Genomic DNA, 16,124 nt, shown 5'->3' with positions numbered 1-16,124 from the left:
GGCATACGGGCGACCATGCTGCTGCAAAGATTCCTGATCCGTCTTCTGACGATGGCGATCACGCTGTTCGGCGTCGCCGTCGTGGTTTTCGTCGTCATTCGCGTCGCGCCCGGCGACCCGATCGCGATGATGCTGCCGCCCGGCGCCACCGATGCCGACATCGCCCGGTTGCGTGCGCTCTATGGGCTCGACAAGACCATCGTCGAGCAGTTCTTCATCTGGCTGTCCGGCGTTGTCAGAGGCGATTTCGGCACCTCGATCTCGCTCAGACAGGACGTGCTGGGGCTGGTTTTCAACCGGCTACCGGCGACACTGGAGCTCGCTATCGTCGCTCTTTTGATGGCGCTGGCGATCGGCGGCACGACGGCGATCCTTGGCGCGCGGGAACGCGGCACCGCAGTCGAGGCCGGCATCGACATCGCCAGCGGTGCAGCGCTTTCCATTCCCGATTTCCTGTGGGGGCTGGTGCTGATCCTTTTGTTCGGCGTGCTGGTGCCGGTGTTCGACATTTCCGGCCGGGTTTCGCCGCAGCTCGACCTTCCCTTCGTCACCCAGTTCTATCTGTTCGAAAGCATTGCGCGGCTGCGCTTCGACCTGACCAAGGACCTGCTCGGGCACATGCTGATGCCGGCCGTGGCCTTGGCGTTGCCGCTGGCCGCGATCATCTCGCAGCTGCTGAAGCAATCGCTGAAGGAAGTGCTCGATCTCGACTACGTCGTGCTGGCGCGGGTGAAGGGCTTTTCGGAAACGCAGGTCATTTTGCGCGAGGCGCTGAAGAATGCCGCCCTGCCGACGCTGACTCTGGTCGGCGTGCAGTTCACCTTTCTGATCGGCGGCACCGTCATCGTCGAGCGGCTGTTTTCCTATGAGGGTCTCGGCAATATGGCGATCGACGCCGTCATCAACCGCGACCTGCCGCTGATCCAGGGCATCGTGCTGGTCTTCGCGCTGCTGTTCGTGCTGATCAACCTCACCGTGGACATGATGTATGCGCTGCTCAATCCGAGGCTGCGCCATGGATGACGGCCGCATCTCCAGACATGGCTCGGGCGCAAGGCTGTGGCTGGCCGGCGGCTGGCTGCTGCTGGCGCTGCTGGCGGCGATCTTCGCGCCGCTGGTCGCGCCGCAGGACCCGCTGGCGCAGGACCTGATGTTCGAGCGCCTGCCGCCGTTCTGGATGAGCGGCGCCGAATCCGGCTTCTGGCTCGGCACCGACAGCCTCGGCCGCGATCTCCTGTCGCGGCTGATCTTCGGCGCCCGCATCGCCTTCGTCGTTGCCTTCGCGGCAGCCTTGGCCGCCTGTCTGGTCGGCTCGACGCTCGGGCTTGTCGCCGGCTATTTCGGCGGCTGGGCCGACCGCATCATCTCGCGCATCGTCGACGTCTGGATGGCGTTCCCGCCGGTGTTGTTTGCCATCCTTTTGGTTGCCGTGCTCGGCACAGGCCTGAGCTCGGTCATCATCGCCATCGCGGTCATCGACTGGACGCGCTTCTGCCGGGTGATCCGCGCCGAGACCATGGGCCAGGCGCGCATGGATTATGTCGAGAACGCCCGCATCGCCGGCTACGGCCGCATCGGTATCATGCTGCGCGAAGTGCTGCCCAATGTGGTGCCGTCGATCGTCGCGCTGCTGTCACTGGAAATGGGCATCGCCGTCATCGTCGAGGCGATCCTGTCCTTCGTCAATCTGTCGATCTCGACCGACGACCCGACCTGGGGCGGCATCATCGCCGAAGGCCGGCTGTCGATCCATCAGGCCTGGTGGGTGCTGGTGTTTCCGCTGGTCACTCTGATCCTGACGGTGTTGTCGTTCAGCCAGTTCGGCGAGGGTCTCAAGGCACGCTTCGATCCGGTGCTGCGATGAGCGCGAGCGTTTGCCTCGATATCAGTAACCTCAGCGCCGTGCTGCCGAATGGCGCCCGCGTGCTGCGCTCGGTCTCGCTCTCGGTCCAACCCGGCGAGGTTCGCGCGCTGGTCGGCGAGAGCGGCGCCGGCAAGACGATGATCGGCAAGGCGGTGCTCGGCGTTCTGCCACTGAGCGTTCGCATCGTCGAGGGCGACATGCTGCTCGAAGGTGAAGATCTCGGCCGGCTTCAGCCAAAGGCGAGGCGCACCTTGATCGGCGCCCGCACCGCGCTGATCCCGCAGGATCCGCTGACCGCGCTCAACCCGTCGCGCCGCATCGGTCCGCAGATGACCGACCGGCTGGTGCGCATCCTCGGCTGGAGCGGACAGAGAGCCGACGCCCGCACCCGCCAGTTGCTCGACGAGGTGCAGATCCGCGACCCGGACCGCGTCCTCAAATGCTATCCGCACGAGCTTTCCGGCGGCATGCGCCAGCGCGTGCTGATCGCCGCCGCCTTCGCCGCCGAGCCAAGGCTGATCGTCGCCGACGAGCCGACAACGGCGCTCGACGTGACCGTGCAGAAGCAGATCCTGCGCCTGATCGCGCAGTTGCAGCGCGAGCACGGCACGGCGATCCTGTTCGTCACCCATGATCTCGGCGTCGTCGCCAAGATCAGCCAGAAAGTATCGGTGCTCTATGCCGGCAAGGTGGTGGAGGAGGCCGAGACGGCGGCGCTGTTCGCAGCTCCGCAGCACCCCTACACGCGAGCGCTGATGGCGGCGACACCGCGCTACACCGACCCGTTCGCCTCTCTGAGACCGGTGGACGACGCGGTATTGGCCGGGCTGGCCGCGGAGATCGCCGCCGCCGACCAGGCCTGGAGGCGCCCGCATGGCTGAGCCGCTGTTTTCCGTCCGCGGCCTGAAGGTCGCGCTACCCGACATGACGCGCAAGCCGCTGATCGGCCGCGCGCCGCTGGCCGAAATCCTGAAAGGTCTGGATTTCGACCTGCCAAAGGGGTCGGTGACCGGCATCGTCGGTGAATCCGGATCGGGCAAGTCGACGCTCGGCCGCGCCCTCGTACGCCTGCTGGAGCCGAGCGCCGGCAGCATCACCTTCGACGGCCGCGACATCACGCATCTGCCGGAGGCCGAGCTCAGGCCGCTGCGCCGCAATCTGCAGATGATCTTCCAGGATCCGATGTCGTCGCTCAACCCGCGCCGCACCATTGCCAGCATCATCGCCGCCCCCCTCAGGCAAAACGGGTTTGGCGACAATCTCAAGGGGCGTGTCGCGGAGGCATTGCAGCGCGTCGGCCTGCCGCAAAGCTTCGCCAGCCGCTACCGTCACGAACTGTCGGGCGGCCAGCGCCAGCGCGTCGGCATTGCCCGGGCGCTCGCGCTGTCGCCGAAATTCGTGCTGGCCGACGAGATCGTCTCCGGCCTCGACGTGTCGACCCAGGCACAGATCCTGACGTTGCTGGAAAAGCTGGCCGCCGAAATGGGCCTGACGGTCGCCTTCATCAGCCACGATCTGTCGGTGATCCGGCGGCTGTGCCGGCAAGTGATCGTCATGCGCGAAGGCGCGATCGTCGAAGCCAGCGCGACGGACGCTTTGTTCGAGAAGCCGCAGCAGGCCTACACACGCGACCTGATATCAGCCATCCCGCTGCCCGAGATCGATGAAGGCTGGCTGCTGCCCGCCGCTAAGGTGCCGGCATGAAGCATCATTCGCAGCAAATCATTCGCACGCCGAAGAGCGGGCCTCGGGCGTGCGCCCGGCAAGTCACCCACGTCCCGCGAGAAGGATGACTGACATGAGGAATGCAATCCGAAACGCTACGCTTGCCACCGCCGTCCTGGCCAGCATCGGCACCGCTTCCGCCGGCTCCATTCCCGGCATGCGGGGGCACGATCACACCGGGGTTACGGTGCCCGACATGAAGCAGGCCGTCGGCTTCTTCACCGAGATCGTCGGCTGCAAGAAGGCGATGTCCTTCGGCCCGTTCGCCGACGACAAGGGCACGTTCATGCAGGATCTGCTGGGCGTCGATCCCAAGGCGGTGATCGAGGAGATCACCCTGGTCCGTTGCGGCTACGGGTCGAATATCGAGCTGTTCAAATACACCGCACCCGACCAGAGAGACCTGCAGGCCCGCAACAGCGACATTGGCGGCTTCCATATCGCCTTCTATGTCGACGATATCGCCGCCGCAAAAACCTATCTCGATGCCAAGGGCGTGAAGACACGATTGGGTCCGCTGCCGGTTACCGAAGGCCCGGCGGCTGGACAGACCATCCTCTATTTCCAGGCGCCGTGGGGCCTGCAGCTGGAAGCGATCAGCTATCCCAACGGCATGGCCTATGAAAAGGATGCGGAGACGGTGCTGTGGAGCCCGAAGACCCCAGAAAAATAATCCGGGCAAGCGCGTGCTTGCGGGTCTGACCGCAGGCACGCCATAGGCATCCGAGGCAGATCGCTTCAATTATGAAACTTCAAGCTTGAAATAATTTGCCTCACGGGCGATACTAGGCGCAGAAAGCGAAGAGGAGATCGCACGAATGAAGGTTGCGGTTCTCGGCGGCGGACCAGCCGGCCTCTACTTTGCCATTTCAATGAAGCTCAGGGACGCCGCGCATGAGGTGACGGTGTTCGAGCGCAACCGCGCCGACGACACATTCGGCTGGGGCGTCGTGCTGTCGGCCGAAACGCTCGACAATCTGACCAGGAATGATCCGGTCAGCGCCGTCTGGATCAAAAAACACTTCGCCTATTGGGACGACATCGCCGTCATCCATGACGGCGTGCGCACGGTCTCGACCGGCCACGGCTTCTGCGGCATCGGCCGCAAGCGGTTGCTCACCTTGCTGCAGCGGCGGGCGCGTGAGCTTGGCGTGAAGCTGGTCTTCGAGACCGATATCGCCGACCCCAAATCCTATATGGAGAGCCACGATCTGGTTGTCGCCGCCGACGGCCTGAATTCGAAGGCACGGGGCGCTTTCGTCGACGTGTTCAAGCCAGATATCGACACCCGCAAATGCAAGTTCGTCTGGCTCGGCACGCAGCAGAAGTTCGACGACGCCTTTACCTTCGTCTTCGAGAAGACGGAGCATGGCTGGGTATGGGCGCATGCCTACCAGTTCGACAGCGATACCGCGACCTTCATCGTCGAATGCAACGAGCAGACCTGGGAGCGCTTCGGCTTTGGCGCGATGTCACAGCAAGAATCGATCGCCGTCTGCGAACGGATCTTCGCCAAGCATCTCGGCGGCCACGCGCTGATGACCAATGCCAACCATATCAGAGGTTCGGCCTGGATCAATTTCCCGCGCGTGCTGTGCGAACGCTGGTCCTACAAGAATCTGGCGCTGATGGGCGACGCGGCGGCATCAGCGCATTTCTCGATCGGCTCCGGCACCAAGCTGGCGCTGGAAAGTGCTGCGGCGCTGGCCGACTATGTCGATTCCGAGCCCGACCTCGAAGCGGCGTTCCGCAAATATGAAGATGCCCGCCGCACCGAAGTGCTGAAGCTGCAGTCGGCGGCACGCAATTCGCTCGAATGGTTCGAGGAGGTCGAGCGCTATCTCGGCCTCGACCCGGTCCAGTTCAACTATTCGCTGCTGACCCGCTCGCAGCGCATCAGCCATGAGAATTTGCGGCTGCGCGATGCCGAATGGCTGGCCGGCGCCGAGGAATGGTTCCAGCGCCAGGCGGGCGCCGGCGGCAACAGTCTTCGTCGCGCGCCGATGTTCGCGCCGTTCCGGCTGCGCGACATGACGCTGCACAACCGCATCGTCGTCTCGCCGATGGCGCAGTACAAGGCCGTCGACGGCTGCCCGACCGACTGGCACTTCGCCCATTATGCCGAACGGGCGAAGGGCGGCGCCGGCCTCGTCTATATCGAGATGACCTGCGTCAGCCCGGAAGGCCGCATCACGCCTGGCTGCCCCGGGTTCTACGCACCCGATCATGAGGTCGCCTGGAAACGGCTGGTCGATTTCGTCCATACCGAGACCGAGGCCAAAATCTGCGCGCAGATCGGCCATTCCGGCGCCAAGGGCTCGACCCGGCTCGGCTGGCAAGGAACCGACGTGCCACTGACATCAGGCAACTGGCCTGTGATGGCGGCATCAGCGATAGCATGGTCGCCTGAGAATCAGGTGCCGAAGGCGATGGACCGCGCCGACATGGACAGGGTGCGCGATCAATTCGTCGCTTCGGCCGAGATGGCGGCGCGCTGCGGCTTCGATATGCTCGAAATCCATGCTGCGCACGGCTATCTCCTGTCCTCCTTCATCACGCCGCTGACCAACCGGCGCACGGACGCCTATGGCGGCTCGCTCGAAAACCGCATGCGCTATCCGCTCCAAGTCTTCCATGCGGTGCGGGCCGCGTGGCCCGCCGAAAAACCTGTTTCAATGCGCATCTCGGCCAATGACTGGGTCGGCATCGAAGGCGTGACGCCGGCCGATGCAGTCGAGATCGCACGGCTGCTGCATGAGGCCGGCGTCGACATCTGCGACGTGTCGGCCGGCCAGACCTCGGCCGATGCAAGACCGGTGTATGGCCGCATGTTCCAGACGCCGTTCTCCGACCGCATCCGCAATGAGGTCGGCATGGCGACCATGGCGGTCGGCAACATCTACGAACCGGACCATGTCAATTCGATCCTGATGGCCGGCCGCGCCGATCTCGTCGCGATGGCAAGGCCGCATCTCGCTGACCCCTACTGGACGTTGCATGCGGCCGTCACGCTCGGCGACCGCGGCGTCAAATGGCCGGATCCCTATCTGCCGGGCCGCGACCAGATCTACCGGCTGGCCGAACGCGATGCGGCGGCGGGGCTGAAAGTATGAGTGCCGCCGCGACGATCACAGGACGGCACGCGCTGGTCACCGGCGGCGGCTCCGGTGTCGGCCGCGCCATCGCGCTGGCGCTCGCCGGCGCCGGCATCGACGTGACCATTTGCGGCCGGCGCGAGGCAGCGCTTGCCGAGGTCGCCACGGAAAGCGATCGCATTTTCGGCATCGCCGCCGACGTCACCAATGAGGCGGCAATGGCGTCGCTCTACAGTCAAGCCGAGGCGGCGCGCGGGCCGATCGACATCGTCGTCGCCAATGCCGGCATGTCCGGCAGCGCGCCGGCACAGCGGACCTCGCTCGCGGACTGGCAGCGCACGCTCGACGTCAACCTGACCGGCGCGTTCCTGACAGTGAAACCGGCGCTGGCCGGCATGGCCGCGCGGAAATCAGGCCGTGTCATATTCGTCGCGTCGACGGCCGGGCTAAAGGGCTATCCGTATGTCGCCGCTTACGTTGCCGCCAAGCATGGCGTTGTCGGCCTGATGCGGGCTTTGGCGGTCGAGACCGCCAAATCCGGGATGACGGTCAACGCCATCTGCCCGGGCTTCATCGAAACCGAGATGCTCGAGGAATCCATCCAGCGCATCGTCGAAAAGACCGGCCGCTTGGCCGAAGAAGCAAGGACGAGCCTTGCCTCGAACAACCCGCAAGGCCGCTTCATCCAGCCGGAAGAGGTTGCAGCCGCGGTGCTGTGGCTGTGCGGCGATGCAGCTCACTCGATCACCGGGCAGACGATCTCGATCTCGGGAGGCGAGACATGGTAGCCGGTCCCCTGCCCGCGCCATCCGGACCCGGCAAGGATCGCCTGCGGCTGTGGGTGCGGCTGTTGCGCGCCTCACGCAGCATCGAGGCCGAATTGCGCGAGCGCCTGCGGCAGGAGTTCAACACGACGCTGCCGCGCTTCGACGTGATGGCGGCGCTCTACCGCGTGCCGGAAGGCATGCTGATGAGCGACCTGTCGCGCTTCCTTCTGGTCTCCAACGGCAATGTGACCGGCATCGTCGACCGTCTGGTTTCGGAAGGGCTGGTCGCCCGCGCCCGACGCAATGGCGACCGCCGCACCTCGATGGTGCGGTTGACCGAAGAAGGGTCGAAAGCCTTCAGTGTGATTGCTGCCGCGCATGAAAGCTGGATTGGCGAGCTGCTGGGCAATGTGAGCGAGGACGAGGCGCGCCGGCTGACCGGCATGCTGAATTCCTTCCGCAGCAACTGGGAGGGACGGGAATGACAAAAATGGCCGGCCGCAAGCCGAAGCATTTCCTCTGGCAGGTCGAAGGCAAGATCGCAAAGATCCGGCTCGACCGGCCGGAGCGCAAGAACCCGCTGACCTTCGAAAGCTATGCCGAGCTGCGCGATATCTTTCGCGACCTCGTCTATGCCGAGGATGTCGATGCGGTGGTGTTCCTGCCCAATGGCGGCAATTTCTGCTCCGGCGGCGATGTTCACGACATCATCGGCCCGCTGGTCAAGATGGACATGAAGGAGTTGCTCGCCTTCACCCGCATGACCGGCGATTTCGTCAAGGCGATGCTTAATTGCGGGAAGCCGATCATTACGGCGGTCGACGGCGTGGCGGTGGGCGCCGGCGCCATCATCGCCATGGCCTCCGATATCCGCATCGCCACGCCGGAGGCCAAGACGGCCTTCCTGTTCACCCGCGTCGGCCTTGCCGGCTGCGACATGGGCGCCTGCGCGATCCTGCCGCGCATCATCGGCCAGGGCCGCGCCGCCGAGCTGCTCTATACCGGCCGCACGATGAGTGCGGCGGAGGGCGAGCGCTGGGGTTTCTTCAATCGGCTGGTCGATGCCGCAGCGCTTGAGGCCGAAGCACTCGACATGGCCGCGCGCATCGCCTCCGGCCCGACCTTCGCCCACGGGATCACCAAGACGCAGTTGAACCAGGAATGGTCGATGGGCCTCGACCAGGCGATCGAAGCGGAAGCGCAGGCGCAGGCGATCTGCATGCAGACCGGCGATTTCAAGCGGGCGTATGAGGCTTTTGTTGGCAAGCAGAAGCCGGTGTTCGAGGGGGATTGAGGATGTTTTCTTTAATCAAAACGGACAGGTTGGCGGGACAGCGCCCCCCTCTGTCCTGCCGGACATCTCCCCCACTTGGGGAGAGATTGGCAGTTCCATTGCCTCGCCTCTTTTTGCAACGCTGGAAATTGGCGAAAGCGCCCGCGACAGCCAATCTCCCCCCTCGTGGGGGAGATGTCCGGCAGGACAGAGGGGGGCGCCGTAGAGCGCAAGGTCTGGAGAGCGGCGGAGGCAGAAATGCCTGACCGGTCCTTCCTCGCCTGGCCGTTCTTCGAGGACCGACACCGCGCGCTCGCCGAGCAGCTGGACGCCTGGTGCGGGGAAAACCTGCCGGTCGCGCATGACGATGTCGATGCCGCCTGCCGCGAGTTGGTGGCGAAGCTCGGCCAAGACGGCTGGCTGAAACCAACGGCGCTCGACACGGACAACCCCGGACCGCTCGACGTGCGCGCACTGTGCATCACGCGCGAGACGCTGGCCCGGCATGACGGGCTGGCCGACTTCGTCTTCGCCATGCAAGGGCTCGGCACCGGCGCGCTCAGCCTGTTCGGCACGCCGGAGCAACAGCGCTGGCTGGCGAAGACCCGCGCCGGCGAAGCGATTTCGGCCTTCGCGCTGTCGGAGCCGCGCTCCGGATCTGACGTCGCCAATATGGAGATGACGGCCGCGCGCGACGGCGATAGCTATGTGCTGTCGGGCGAAAAGACCTGGATCTCCAATGGTGGCATCGCCGATCTCTACGTCGTCTTCGCCCGCACCGGCGAGGCGCCCGGCGCCAAGGGACTTTCGGCTCTCATCGTGCCTGCAGTCACCAAGGGCCTGACGATCGCCGAGCGGCTGGAGGTGATCGCGCCGCATCCGCTGGCGCGCTTGTCCTTCGATGATGTGCGCGTTCCGGCCTCGGCATTGATCGGCAAGCCAGGCGACGGTTTCCGCATCGCCATGTCGGTGCTCGACGTGTTCCGCTCGACCGTCGGTGCCGCGGCGCTCGGCTTTGCCCGGCGCGCTCTGGACGAAAGCATCAAAAGAGTGGCCGAGCGCAGACTGTTCGGCGCTGCGATGGCCGAGTTGCAGATGGTGCAGGGCCACATCGCCGACATGGCGCTGGATGTCGATGCCGCCGCCCTGCTGGTCTACCGCGCCGCCTGGACCAAGGACATGGGGGCCGCCCGTGTCACCCGCGAAGCGGCGATGGCCAAGCTGTTCGCCACCGACAAGGCGCAAGAGGTGATCGACAAGGCCGTGCAGCTGCATGGCGGCGATGGCGTCCGCAAGGGCCACATCATCGAAAGCCTGTATCGCGAGATCCGCGCGCTGCGCATCTATGAGGGCGCGTCCGACGTGCAGAAGGTGGTCATAGCCAGGCAAGTGATGGGAGCGGCCTGAGGCCAAGCTGGTGGAGAGAAATAGCGGATTGGACTGGTTTCGAATTTTCAACATTGCGACCGGATTTGAGTATCGGGAGGCTTGATATGCACACCATCTTGCAGCCGGAAGGCTGGGCGAAACCTGTTGGATACGCCAATGGCGTCGCCGCGCGCGGGCAGCTGATCTTCATCGGCGGCCAGGTCGGCTGGAACGGGCAAGGCCAATTCGAAACCGATGATTTTGTCGGCCAGGTGCGCCAGACGCTTGCCAACATCGTCGCCGTGCTCGCCGAGGCTGGCGCCAGGCCTGAGCATATCACCTCGATGACCTGGTACTTTACCGATAAGGCCGAGTATCTGGCCAACCTCAAAGGGATCGGTGAGGCCTATCGCGAGGTCATCGGCCGGCATTTTCCGGCCATGGCCGCCATGCAAGTCATGGCGCTGGTCGAGGATCGCGCCAAGGTGGAAATCCAGGCGACAGCGGTGATCCCGGACTGACGCCGGCGTGCTTCCCTTCTCCCCTTGTGTGGGAGAAGGTGGATCGGCGCGTAGCGCCGAGACGGTTGAGGGGTGTTGGACGGAGCGCCGTCGATGCCAAGCTGGAACACCCCTCATCCGACCGAGCTTCGCTCGGCCACCTTCTCCCACAAGGGGAGAAGGGAGAGCCGCAACGCTGGCGCCATTCTTCTCCCCAGTTTCTTCACGGAAGAGAGGGGCTGAGAGAGATTGTACAGCGTGCACTCAGACAGCTTGGCTGTATCTGCAATTTGTGATCAGATGATCACATCCGCGCCGGCTGGCCCGATCGCCTGCCGTTTGCACATAGCTTCTGTCGAAACCCAAGGAAACCAAAAATCGTGGCTCTGGGATTTGAACCTGTATCGGGACGCGTGACCGTCCAGGACGGCGTCTACCAGCAGCTTCGGCATGCCTTGATGGTCGGCAGCTTCGATCCGGCCCAGGTGCTGACCATTGCCTCGCTGGCCGAAGCCTTCGGTACCTCGAACATGCCGGTGCGCGAGGCCTTGCGGCGGCTCGCCGCCGAGAACGCGCTGGAGATATCGCAGAACGGCTCGGCGTGCGTGCCGGTCGTCACCCGCGCGCGGCTCGACGACCTCTGCCGGGCGCGCGTCGCCGTCGAAGGGCTGGCGGCCGAGCTTGGGGCGCCGCGCCTGACCGCTTCCGATATAGCCACATTGGAGAAGATCACCGCCGACCAGCAGGCGATCGGGCGCAATGGCAGCATCTACGAGCTGATCGCCAAGAACCAGCAGTTCCACTTCACCATCTACCGTGCCTCCGGCTCCGACGTGCTGTTTCAGTTGATCGAGACGCTATGGCTGCGCTTCGGCCCCTATATGCGGCTGCTGTCCAACCATGTCGCGCCTTTGATGCGAGCAGGCACGATGGAGCCGTCGGGGCGGCACACGGCGATCATCGCAGCACTGAAAGATCGCGATTTTGCCCGCGCCCGCGAAGAGGTGGTTGCCGACATCAGGACGACGCAAGAGACGCTGCGCGCGATCTGCCCCGACGTGCCGGAAACTAGGCCGGTCGAGTTCGCTGGATTCGGCAAGGCCTCCTGAATCTTCGCTGCGGGTTGAACGCAAGATCGACGCCGGAAAGTGCCGACCCGCGACCGCTCGTGGCCGGAAAAATCGTCCCGATCTTCGCTATTGAATCGCATTTCTTCGCGGGCAACGATTGATCCGTATTCCCTTTTGTGATCACATGATCACAGGGAGTAAAAACGCAGTGTCTGGTTATTTTCTCTACCATTCGATCGGGACGTTTCCCGGCAAGGCGGAGCGCATGGCTGCTGCCCTGTCGGAATTCTCGGGCATCTGGTCGGCGGAAGATGACGGCCAGTGGCCGGCGGGCCTGGCCGCGCGGCAGCGCTTCATCAATGCCTGGGGCGCGCTGATCGATGCGCCACAGGGAACACTGACCACCGCCGAGAACGTCACGTCAGCGCTCTACAGCCTGATCGGTGCTTTGCCGTCCGAGCGCCTGGCGGGAAAGCGCCTGCTGGTCGCTGCCGATTGTTTTCCGAGCCTGCACTTCCTGCTCGCCGGTCTGGCCGACCGCTTCGACTTCGTGCTCGATACGGTGCCGCTGCGGCCCGGCGAGAGCTGGGTGCGCGACGAGGATTTCATCGCCCGCTGGCAGGACGATGTCGGCCTGGCCTTGCTGACCTTCGTCACCTCGACCGCCTCGCATCGCTGCGACTTGGCGCGGCACGCCGCGCATGGTCGGGAGATGGGCACCATCGTCGGTGTCGACATCACGCAAGGGGTCGGCGTTACGCCCTTCTCGATTGCGAAGACGCCGGTCGATTTCGTCGTCTCGACCTCGCTGAAATGGCTGTGCGGCACTTCGGGCGCCGGCGTCCTGCAGGTGACGCCCGAACTGCTGTCCGTCTGCCGGCCTGAGCTTCGCGGCTGGTTCAGCCAGCCAAACCCATTTTCGTGGGATCTCGACAGCTTCACTTATGCCGACGATGCACGCCGTTTCGACCATGGCACGCCGGCCATCCTGGCCAGCGTCGCATCGCTGCCCGGCCTCGAATGGGTGGCCGAAACGGGCGTCGACGCGATCCGCGCGCAGAACGCCGGCATGGCCGAGCGCATTATCGCCTGTGTGCTGGACAATGGCTGGACGGTCCGCTCGCCGCTCGATCCAGACCGGCGCGGCGGCAGCGTCATGCTGACCTTGCCGCAAGGCGTCGACCCGGTGAAGACAGTGTCGACGCTGCGCAGTGAGCGACTTTACTGCGACGCGCGCGGCGCGACGCTCAGGCTGTCGCCCGGGATGGTCACCACGGACGACGCGGTGAATGCCTTGCTGGAGCGTCTGCAACAGTTGATCGGCTCGCGGCAACGCCGCGCGTCCTGACTTCAGGCGCCGCCTCGCCTGCAGTGTCCGGAAAATACGGCGCTGAAAGGGGCGGAAGTGAAAAGCGCCACAGGGAGTGGCCGAACCAGAGGGAACGAAAATGAGCTTCACTCGCCGTAATCTGCTTCTTCTCGCTGCCGCCTTCGGCATCGCCGCCGGCCCAGCCACCGCCTATGCCCAAGAGACGCTGAATGTCGGCGCCTATCCGACCAATCCGCCCTTCGAATACAAGAACGAGAGCGGCACCTTCGAAGGTTTTGAAGTCGACATCGTCAACGAGGCGGCCAAGCGCATCGGCATGACCACGGAAATTGCCGATCTCGGATTTCAGGCCCTGTTCGCCGCCACCACGTCGAAGCGCATAGACGTCGCCATCTCGTCGATCACGATCACGCCTGAGCGGCTGAAGTCGCAGGCGTTCTCGCAGCCCTATTATGATTCCGACATGGGTATCGCCGCCAAGGCCGACAGTCCGATCAAGGCCGAGGCCGACCTCAAGGGCAAGATCATCGGCGTGCTGTCCGGCTCGACCGGGGAAGCCTGGACCAAGCAGCACCAGGAGGCCGGCGGGTTCAGCGAGGTAAAGGGTTACGACACGCAGCAGAACCTGCTGCTCGATCTCAGCGCCGGTCGCGTCGACGCCGCGGTCAGCGACATTCCGGGCCTGGAATACTCCTTCACTAGGATGAAGGATCTCGCCGTGAAAGAGCGTATCAAGACCGGCGAGCAGTACGGCCTGATGATGGCCAAGGATCACCCGCTGCTCGGCAAGCTGAACGACGCGCTGACCGCGATGAAGAAGGACGGCACGCTGGCCGCGATCCACAAGAAGTGGTTCGGCAGCGATGCACCCGCCGATTCTTCGACCGTCAAGGAAATGCCGATGCCGAAGGCCTGAGCGGCAGCCGCTGAAATTGTGCCGGCTTTCCACGCCGGCACAATTTCATGGGATAGCGTTGCGCCCCTGCTGGACGCGCAACGGGCGCCGTAGCCCTTCTTTCACGCATGATCCGCTCCGAAGCCGATTTCGGGGTTTCGGAGTCATGCTTTAGCGTCGCGGGACGCCAAATCTTTCGGGAATGCTCCCCATGTCGCTGATCGAAACCTTCTTCAACGCCGATGTCATGATCTCCAGCCTGCCGGCGTTGCTGCGCGGCTTTCTGAACACACTGCTGCTCGGGCTGTTGAGCATCGGCATCGGTATCCCCGTCGGCCTGGCGATCAGTCTGATGCGGCTCTACGCGCCAAAGCCGCTGCGGCTGTTGGCGGTCGGCTATATCGATATTTTCCGGGCGATGCCGGTGCTGGTCGTGCTGATCCTGATCTACTATGCGCTGCCGTTCCTCGGCATACGCCTGTCGTCCTGGACCTCCGCGGTGACGGCATTCGCCATCATCATGGCGGCCTATTCGGCCGAAGTGTTCCGTTCCGGCATAGAAAGCATTCCGCGCGGCCAGTTCGAGGCGGCGCAGGCACTCGGCCTGCCGTTTTTACTGACCTTGCGCAAGGTGGTGCTGCCGCAAGCGATCCGTGTGGTCATTCCGCCGATGACCAGCAACTGCGTTTCGATGTTCAAGGATACGTCGCTCGCCTCCACCGTGGCGCTGCCCGAACTACTGAAGGAAGCGACCAACGCGCAGTCGCTCTACGCCAACCCCTCGCCTCTGATCGGCGCGGCACTGGTCTATCTCCTCTTTCTCTGGCCGATGGTCCGTCTCGTCAGCCTGCTGGAACGTCGCTTCAAAACCGAAAAGACCCGCTGACGTCGCCAGTTTCCCATCTGTCAATTCTCGCTCCCCCATCTGTCAGGCACTTCGCAGGAGACCATCTTGAACAAGCATCAGATCCACAATGCGAGCGACGTCTCCGCAGCCTTCCCGGTCGACACGATCCGCGCCATGTTTCCAGCCCTGCGGCAGGCCGGCGACTTCATCTTCATGGACAATGCCGCCGGTGCGCAGATCCCGCAAAGCGTGCTCGACGCGGTGACCAACCATCTGGTCGCGCATAATGTGCAGCGTGGCGGCCGCTACGGCCGCAGCGTCGCAGTCGATCAAGCGATCGCCGACGCGCGTGAAAGCGTGGCGCTGCTGATCAATGCCTATAGTCCTGCGGAAATCTGTTTCGGCATGAACGCCACCTCGTTCATCCGCCTCGTCAGTCTCGGCATCGGCCAGATGCTTCAGGAGCGTGACGAGATCGTCATCACCGACATGGACCATGACGCCAACATCGCCACCTGGCTGGCGCTGGAGTCGGCCGGCGCGAAATTCAAATGGTGGCGGATGCGTGACGACGGTAATCTCCATGTCGACGATTTGCGCCCGCTGGTCTCCGACCGCACCCGGCTCGTCGCCTGCACGGTGACGGCCCATTCGATCGGCTCGATCGTCGATGTCGCTTCAGTGGCTGATATTGCGCATGCGGCGGGTGCCGAAGTGTTCCTCGACTGCGTGCATTACGGGCCGCACGGGCTGATCGACGTGCAGGCCTGGGATTGCGACTATCTGGTCTGCTCCGGCTACAAGAATTTCTCGCCGCATATGGGCTTCCTGTGGGGCCGCTTCGAGACGCTGAGGCGGCTGCCGACTTTCCGCGAGGATTTCATTCCCGACGAGCCGCCCTACAAGGTCGAGGCCGGCACCTTCATTTACGAGAACGTCTCCGGCATGGATGCCGCGGTGCGCTATCTCGAATCGATCGGCCGCAATTTTGCGCCAGCGAACAACCGGTCGCGGCGTGACAACCTCGTCGCCGGCATGAACGCCATCCGCGACTATGAGCTGATGCTGGCGCGCGAAATGCTCGGCGTGCTCAAGGATTGCGGCGCGACGATCTATGGCGTCGCCGACGAAGCCCGCCTCAACGAGCGCGTGCCGACCTTCTGCTTCAACATCGGCACGCTGTCGCCGCAAATGATCGTCGAGGCCATGGCCGAGATGCAGATCGGCATCCGCGACGGTCACATGTATGCGCCGCGGCTGATGAAGCGCCTGAACCTCAGCATGGACAGCGGCGCCATCCGCGCCTCGCTGGTCCATTACAACACTGTCGAGGAAGTCCGGCGCTTCGGCGAGGTGTTGCGCGTCGTCATCGCCCGGCTGTCCTGATCGG

The 16,124-nt window shown here is 64.2% G+C and carries 16 protein-coding genes; all 16 read left to right on the top strand.

Features of this window, described 5'->3' with window-relative positions:
- Nucleotides 1-15 precede the first annotated feature (15 nt).
- Complete coding sequence (locus EOC94_RS10035) at nt 16-1,023, top strand: ABC transporter permease (RefSeq protein ID WP_127290171.1); 1,008 nt, start codon at nt 16-18, stop codon at nt 1,021-1,023.
- Entirely contained in the window at nt 1,016-1,864 is an 849-nt protein-coding gene (locus tag EOC94_RS10030) for an ABC transporter permease (protein WP_127290169.1), read from the top strand. Before EOC94_RS10035 ends, EOC94_RS10030 begins: the two co-directional genes overlap by 8 nt.
- Nucleotides 1,861-2,745 carry an ABC transporter ATP-binding protein gene (locus EOC94_RS10025; protein ID WP_127205427.1) on the top strand — a complete coding sequence of 295 codons (885 nt, stop codon included), beginning with the start codon at nt 1,861-1,863 and terminating at the stop codon, nt 2,743-2,745. The genes EOC94_RS10030 and EOC94_RS10025 overlap by 4 nt, the downstream gene beginning before the upstream one ends.
- On the top strand, nt 2,738-3,568 hold the full coding sequence (locus EOC94_RS10020; protein WP_127290167.1) for an ATP-binding cassette domain-containing protein: 831 nt from the start codon (nt 2,738-2,740) through the stop codon (nt 3,566-3,568). The genes EOC94_RS10025 and EOC94_RS10020 overlap by 8 nt, the downstream gene beginning before the upstream one ends.
- A gap of 94 nt (nt 3,569-3,662) precedes the next feature.
- Entirely contained in the window at nt 3,663-4,262 is a 600-nt protein-coding gene (locus EOC94_RS10015) for a VOC family protein (protein WP_127290165.1), read from the top strand.
- A 145-nt stretch (nt 4,263-4,407) separates the two neighbouring features.
- Nucleotides 4,408-6,702 carry a bifunctional salicylyl-CoA 5-hydroxylase/oxidoreductase gene (locus tag EOC94_RS10010; RefSeq protein ID WP_127290163.1) on the top strand — a complete coding sequence of 765 codons (2,295 nt, stop codon included), beginning with the start codon at nt 4,408-4,410 and terminating at the stop codon, nt 6,700-6,702.
- On the top strand, nt 6,699-7,472 hold the full coding sequence (locus tag EOC94_RS10005; RefSeq protein ID WP_127290161.1) for an SDR family NAD(P)-dependent oxidoreductase: 774 nt from the start codon (nt 6,699-6,701) through the stop codon (nt 7,470-7,472). The genes EOC94_RS10010 and EOC94_RS10005 overlap by 4 nt, the downstream gene beginning before the upstream one ends.
- On the top strand, nt 7,466-7,936 hold the full coding sequence (locus EOC94_RS10000) for a MarR family transcriptional regulator (RefSeq protein ID WP_127290159.1): 471 nt from the start codon (nt 7,466-7,468) through the stop codon (nt 7,934-7,936). The genes EOC94_RS10005 and EOC94_RS10000 overlap by 7 nt, the downstream gene beginning before the upstream one ends.
- Nucleotides 7,933-8,745: an enoyl-CoA hydratase family protein gene (locus tag EOC94_RS09995; protein ID WP_127290157.1), complete on the top strand. Its 813-nt coding sequence runs from the start codon at nt 7,933-7,935 to the stop codon at nt 8,743-8,745. Before EOC94_RS10000 ends, EOC94_RS09995 begins: the two co-directional genes overlap by 4 nt.
- A gap of 237 nt (nt 8,746-8,982) precedes the next feature.
- A complete protein-coding gene (locus EOC94_RS09985) occupies nt 8,983-10,131 on the top strand; it encodes an acyl-CoA dehydrogenase family protein (protein WP_127290153.1) in 1,149 nt (382 codons plus the stop codon).
- Between the two features lie 86 nt (nt 10,132-10,217).
- Nucleotides 10,218-10,613 (top strand): RidA family protein, encoded by a 396-nt coding sequence (locus tag EOC94_RS09980; RefSeq protein WP_126103810.1) that lies wholly within the window; start codon nt 10,218-10,220, stop codon nt 10,611-10,613.
- A 359-nt stretch (nt 10,614-10,972) separates the two neighbouring features.
- Nucleotides 10,973-11,701, top strand: a complete 729-nt coding sequence (locus tag EOC94_RS09975; protein ID WP_127290151.1) for a GntR family transcriptional regulator — start codon at nt 10,973-10,975, stop codon at nt 11,699-11,701.
- Between the two features lie 169 nt (nt 11,702-11,870).
- The gene (locus EOC94_RS09970) at nt 11,871-13,010 is read left to right on the top strand and encodes an aminotransferase class V-fold PLP-dependent enzyme (protein ID WP_127290149.1); all 1,140 of its coding nucleotides are present in this window, start codon (nt 11,871-11,873) and stop codon (nt 13,008-13,010) included.
- Between the two features lie 100 nt (nt 13,011-13,110).
- Nucleotides 13,111-13,908: an ABC transporter substrate-binding protein gene (locus tag EOC94_RS09965; RefSeq protein WP_095482971.1), complete on the top strand. Its 798-nt coding sequence runs from the start codon at nt 13,111-13,113 to the stop codon at nt 13,906-13,908.
- A 190-nt stretch (nt 13,909-14,098) separates the two neighbouring features.
- A complete protein-coding gene (locus EOC94_RS09960; protein ID WP_095482972.1) occupies nt 14,099-14,773 on the top strand; it encodes an amino acid ABC transporter permease in 675 nt (224 codons plus the stop codon).
- Nucleotides 14,774-14,839: 66 nt separating this feature from the next.
- Nucleotides 14,840-16,120: a cysteine desulfurase-like protein gene (locus EOC94_RS09955; RefSeq protein ID WP_127290147.1), complete on the top strand. Its 1,281-nt coding sequence runs from the start codon at nt 14,840-14,842 to the stop codon at nt 16,118-16,120.
- Nucleotides 16,121-16,124: the final 4 nt, after the last annotated feature.

Origin of the sequence: Mesorhizobium sp. M6A.T.Ce.TU.016.01.1.1 (genome assembly GCF_003997065.1) — a bacterium.
Classification (GTDB): Bacteria; Pseudomonadota; Alphaproteobacteria; order Rhizobiales; family Rhizobiaceae; genus Mesorhizobium; species Mesorhizobium mediterraneum.
The sequence above is the reverse complement of the archived record's forward strand: the minus strand, read 5'-3'. Positions and strand labels throughout refer to the sequence as shown.